Annotated in this window: 4 protein-coding genes; all 4 read right to left on the bottom strand. The window is 66.2% G+C overall.

Annotated features, from left to right (window positions below):
* On the bottom strand, positions 1-748 hold a 748-nt coding region (tyrS, locus tag VKF82_03345; GenBank protein ID HME81094.1), incomplete at its 3' end, for a tyrosine--tRNA ligase.
* A 27-nt stretch (positions 749-775) separates the two neighbouring features.
* Positions 776-1,591: a hypothetical protein gene (locus tag VKF82_03340; protein ID HME81093.1), complete on the bottom strand. Its 816-nt coding sequence runs from the start codon at positions 1,589-1,591 to the stop codon at positions 776-778.
* A gap of 130 nt (positions 1,592-1,721) precedes the next feature.
* Positions 1,722-4,145 (bottom strand): endonuclease MutS2, encoded by a 2,424-nt coding sequence (locus tag VKF82_03335; protein HME81092.1) that lies wholly within the window; start codon positions 4,143-4,145, stop codon positions 1,722-1,724.
* On the bottom strand, positions 4,138-5,545 hold a 1,408-nt coding region (gatB, locus tag VKF82_03330; GenBank protein HME81091.1), incomplete at its 5' end, for an Asp-tRNA(Asn)/Glu-tRNA(Gln) amidotransferase subunit GatB. The genes gatB and VKF82_03335, both read right to left, overlap by 8 nt.

Below are 5,545 nucleotides of genomic sequence, written 5' to 3'. Positions count from 1 at the left end.
GCAGGACATCGGGCAGTGACATGATCTTGCCGAACATCTGCGCCGGCGGCTCGCGCAGCGCGATGAAGTTGTTGAGGCTCTTGCCCATGCGCTGCACGCCGTCGGTGCCCTCGAGGATCGGCAGCGTCATGCAGATCTGCGACGCCAGCCCGAACTCCTCTTGCAGCTTGCGGCCCATCAATAGATTGAAGAGCTGCTCGGTGCCGCCGAGCTCGATGTCGGCTTTGACGGCGACCGAATCGTAGCCCATGCCGAGCGGATAGAGCAGCTCGTGGAGGCCGATGGGCTCCTGCGCGAAATATCGCTTGCTGAAGTCGTCGCGCTCGAGCATGCGCGCCACGGTCGTCTTGCCGGCGAGCTCGATGATATCGCCGAACGACAGCTTGCCGAGCCACTCGCTGTTATAGCGGATCTCCGTCTTGTCCATATCGAGGATGAGGCCGGCTTGGTCCGCGTAGGTCTTCATGTCGTTGCGTATGTCTTCGCGCAGACGCGGCTTGCGCGCGTCGGCGCGGCCGCTCGGATCACCGATCTGCGCGGTGAAATCGCCGACGATCAGGATCGCCTGATGGCCGAGGTCCTGAAACTGGCGAAGTTTACGCAGCACGACCGCATGGCCCAAATGCAGCAGCGGGCCGGTCGGATCGATGCCAAGTTTCACGCGAAGCGGCCGCCCTTCGGCCAGCCGCTTCACGAGGTCTTCTTTGGAGAAGACGTCGACGCAACGGCCGCTCAAGACGTCGGCCATGCGGGCCGCCGGCTCATTGCTCAACGATCAGGGGCCAAAGGCCAGCTGCCGCGTGAGGCAGTTGGTCGACGGCGCTTCAAAGCATGGAATGTTGAACACGGGGAAGTTCGTAGACGTGAACGGCGGCGAGTATATCACGATCTCGCCCGCATTTGTGCCGGCGAGCAGGTTGCCATTTGCATCGAGCGTCAGGCCGTGTGGTCCGTTCAAGAGGCCGAAGCTCAGCGTGAACACCGGAGTATCTCCGCCAACCAGCGGGGTGTTGAACGCGACGATGCCTTTCACGCCGAAGTCCGCTACGTACACGTGTGACCCATCGGACACGATCGCGAGTGGAAACTGCAGGCCGGTGGTAGTCGTCGTGGGCGCGGACGCGTATGGCGGTGCGAACATGGCGAGCTTTCCTGCGTTGTCCGCGACGTACAGGTTGGCAGCGCTGTCGAACGCTACTCCTTGCGGTGAACTGAGACCGGTATTCACGTGGAGCGCGGGGGCGCTACTCGCGCTGAACGGAGGGACGTACTTGATAACACCGTTGGTCTCGTCAGCGACCCAGAGGTCGCCTGCGGCATCAAATCCGATCTGTTCGGGGGTGCTCAGCCCAGAGGTTACGCCCGCTATCGTAAATACGGGCGCGCTCGCAGCGTTGTACGGGGGTGCGAACACGGCGATGCTCGGGGTGGATGTGTTGGTCACATACAGGTTCTTTGCACTATCAAACGCCACACCGGAATTGAAGTTGAAACCCGAGATCGCGAACCCTGGGAGACTCGCCCCAGTCAGCGGCTGAGCGAGGACCGCGACCTGGTTGGCGTCTGGTTCTGCCGCGTAGAGATGTGGCATGGTCGACGCCGGTGTCGTCGGCGTCGATGCTGAACTACAAGCTGTCGCAAATGATGCGATGCTGGCAAGGAATCCTAAGACGACTAATATCGGACGCATTGGGACCTCCGAGCCGAAGCGCGTTACAACCTCAACGAAGGGTTACTATGGTGACGCCAGAGCCGCCTTCACGATCACCCGCCTGGGCAAGGCTAGCGACCTGCGCATGACCGCGCAGGAACTCGCGAATCCCCTTCCCGAGCTGACCGGTGCCTTTGCCGTGGATGATGCGCAGCTCCGCGGCACCCGCAAGGCTTGCGCTGTCGAGCGCTTTGTCGACCAGCGGCATCGCCTCGTCGACGCGCATGCCGCGTACGTCGATCGCGCTTGGCGCGTCGCTTGCCAGCGGCACGTTTGAGCTGCTCGGTCGAATGAATTCGACCGCTCCAGGCTTTCTTTCCGCCGCTCCAGGCTTCTTCTGCGCGCTCGCCGTTCCGGTTGCGCTGACGTCGGCGCCAAGCTCTGAGCGCGGCACAACCACTTTCACCGAACCCATGGTGACCAGCGCGTCGCGATCGTACAGCTCGCTCACCGTGCCCGGGGCGCCGAAGCTGCGCACGTAGACGCGGTCGCCTGGCTGCAGCTGCCGGGCCGCCGGGTCGCCGGGCTCCGCGGCCTGCAGCCCGAGGCTCTTGCGCATGTCCTCAAGCGTCTTGTTCAGGTCCGCCGCCGGCGCCGCTGCGCCGCTCTGGCGCCGGCGCGATTCGCCGCTGCGAGCGGCGCGCTCCATGAGCTCGGCGCGCACCTGGCGCACGGCGTCATCGAGCACCGCGGCCGCGCGCTGCTCGAACTGTTTTCGCTCGCGCTCAAACGCGGCCGCCTGGTCTTTGAGCTGGCGCTCCAGGCCGCTTGCCTGCGCGCGCAGCGCTTCGAACTCGGCCTGACGTTTGAGCATCTCGGAACGCTCTGCCGCCAGCCCCTCGAACGCGCTCTCGAGGCGGCGTCCCTCTTCTCCGAGCAGCGCCTCCGCGCGCGCGATCATGGCCGGCGGCAGACCGAGCGCGCGTGCCAGCGGAAACGCGAGCGATTGGCCCGGCACGCCGATGGCAAGCACGTAGGTCGGTGCGTTGGTCGCGGCGTCGAAGAGCATCGAGGCGTTGGCAACGCGTTCCGTGGCGGCCGCGAACACCTTGAGCTGCGTGTAGTGCGTGGTGACCACGACGCGCGCCCCTTTCGCGAGCAGGGCTTCGATGGTGGCCTGGGCCAGCGCAGCGCCCGCGACCGGCTCGGTACCGCTGCCGATCTCGTCGACGAGGACGAGGCTGCCGCTCGAGGCGCTCTCGAGCGCAGCGCGCAACGCTGCGAGATGCGCGGAAAATGATGACAAATTCTGCGCGATCGACTGCTCGTCACCCAGCACGCACACGATGCGGTCGAACCAGCCTATCTCGGTGCCCGGCGAGGCCGGCAGCGGCACGCCTGAGTACGCGAGCAGGCAGAACAGACCCATCGTCTTGAGCGCGACGCTCTTGCCCCCCATGTTCGGACCGCTGATGACCAGCGCGTCGAAGCCGATGCCGACCTCGACGTCGAGGGGTTTCGCCGCGCGCGTCAGCAGCGGATGGCGCCCGCCCGCGATGCGCAAGGCGTGCCGCTCGGCCAGCAGCGGACGCAGCGCGGCGTGCGCAAGCCCCCATCGCGCTCGCGCGCCGACCGCGTCGAGCCGCGCCAGCAGCGCGGCGTTGGCCTGCAGCGCCTGTGCGTGCGCGCCGACGTGCGACGTGAGCTGCGCCAGGATGCGCGCGATCTCTCGCTCCTCTGCGGATTCGAGCGCGCGCAAGCGGTTGTTGGCTTCGACCGAGGCCAGCGGCTCGACGTAGACCGTCGAGCCCGAGGATGACTCGTCGTGCACGACGCCGGGAAACTCGCCGGCGAACTCCTTGCGCACGGGCACGACGTAGCGGCCGGCGCGCACCGTCACAACCGCTTCGGACAGCATCTTCGCTGTGCTCGGGTTGCGCGTGATCGCGGCGCAGCGATCGCGGATCTCGTCGTGCAGCACGCGCTGCTGGCGGCGGATGCGCGCGAGCTCCGGCGAGGCTGCATCGGCCACTCGGCCTTCCGGTTCGATCGCGGCATCGATGCGGCGCACGAGGTCGGCGGTGTCCTGACGGCGGGAGAGCAGCGACTTGAACGCCCCGCGCGGCGCCGCGAAGGCGTCACCTGCAGGATCGTGCGCGTTCAAAGAACGCGCTGCTACATGTCCGACGGCGCGCAGCGCGCGCTCCGCCTCGGAGATCGCGTGCAGGTCAGGCCCGGAGAGCGTCGCGCCCTTGTGCGCGCGCGCGATCAGCTCGGTGACGTCTTGCGCGCCGCCGAACGCGATGTCGCCGCCCGCGTGGACGAACGCCATCGCATCCTCGACCAGCTCCTGTTCTTCATCGGCCTGCGCGCGCGAGGGGAGCGGCGCTAGTCCGGCCGCGGCGCGCTTGCCGGGTTCGCAGGTGGTCTTCGCCGCTATCTGCGCGACGACGTCGTCGAATTCGAGTGCGGCGAGCGCGTGCGCGTCAGCCAAGGCGCTCCTTGAGCAGCGCGCGCACCATTTCGACATTGGCCTTGCCGCGCGAGAGCTTCATCACCTGGCCCACGATGAACTCGAACGCCTTCTCCTTGCCGGCCTTGTACGAAGAGACCGATTCAGCATTGGCGGCAAGCGCCTGGTCGACGAAAGCGGCAACGGCGGAGGTGTCCGAGGTCTGCGCGAGGCCGCGCTCATCTACCACGCGCTTGGGGTCTGCCCCCTCGACCACGACCGGTTCGATCACTTCCTTGGCGGCTTTGCCCGAGATAGTGCCGTCGGTGACCAACGCGATGAGCGCGGCCAGCTGCTGCGGGCGCATCTTGGCTTCGGCAAGCGTCAGCTCGTGCTTTTGGAGCACCCGGCGGACGTCGCCCATCATCCAATTGGCCGCCTGTTTCGGATTGCCGCTCGACGATGCCACCGCTTCGAAGAACTGCGCGATCACACGTTCCTCGGTGAGGACGCCGGCATCGTAGGGGGAGAGGCCGAAGTCGCGCACGTAGCGCTCGCGCTTGGCAGCCGGCAATTCCGGCAGTTCGCTGCGCCACCGTTCGAGCAGCTTTTTGTCGAGCTCCAGCGGCACGAGATCCGGATCAGGGAAGTAGCGATAGTCGTGCGCTTGCTCTTTGGAACGCATCGAGTGCGTGCTGCTTGTGGTCTCGTCCCAGCCGCGCGTCTCTTGCACGATGCGCTCGCCGGCGCGCAGGCACCCGCGCATGCGCTCGATCTCGTACTCGATGGCGCGCCCGACGGAGCGGAACGAGTTGAGGTTCTTGATCTCCACCTTCGTGCCGAGGCCTGTGGTGCCGGCCGGGCGCAGCGACACGTTGGCGTCGCAGCGCAGCGAGCCTTCGTGCATCTTGACGTCGGACACACCGATGTACGACATCACGGCTTTGAGCTCGGTGAGGTACGCCTCGGCCTCTTGCGCCGACGCGATCTCAGGCTCGCTGACGATCTCCATGAGCGGCACGCCGGCGCGGTTGAAGTCCACCAGGGTGTAGGCGGACTTGGCGATGCTCTCGCCCGCATGAACGTTTTTGCCCGTATCCTCTTCGAGATGGATGCGCGTGAGCCGCACGCGCTTGCCCGACGGCAGCGTGATGCCGCCGCCCGTCGTCAACGGCATGTCGTACTGCGAGATCTGATAGTTCTTGGGCATGTCGGGATAGAAGTAGTTCTTGCGGTCGAACTTCGAATACGCCGCGACGTCGCATCCCAGCGCCATACCCGCCTTGCACAGATGCTCGACCGCCTTAGCGTTGGCCACCGGCAGGCTGCCGGGGAAGCCCAGGCAGACCGGACACACATTGGTGTTCGGCGGAGCCCCGAACGCGTTGCGGCAGCCGCAGAACATCTTGCTCGCGGTCAGCAGCTCGACGTGCACTTCAAGG

Source organism: Candidatus Eremiobacteraceae bacterium (assembly GCA_035314825.1).
In the GTDB taxonomy this organism is placed as follows: Bacteria; Vulcanimicrobiota; Vulcanimicrobiia; order Eremiobacterales; family Eremiobacteraceae; genus JAFAHD01.
Note: the sequence above shows the minus strand (reverse complement) of the source record. Positions and strands in the feature narration are given on the sequence as shown.

Bases quoted from the DNA above. Each gene is read 5' to 3' on its own strand.
- VKF82_03340 (HME81093.1), bottom strand. From the start codon at position 1,591: ATGCCACATCTCTACGCGGCAGAACCAGACGCCAACCAGGTCGCGGTC.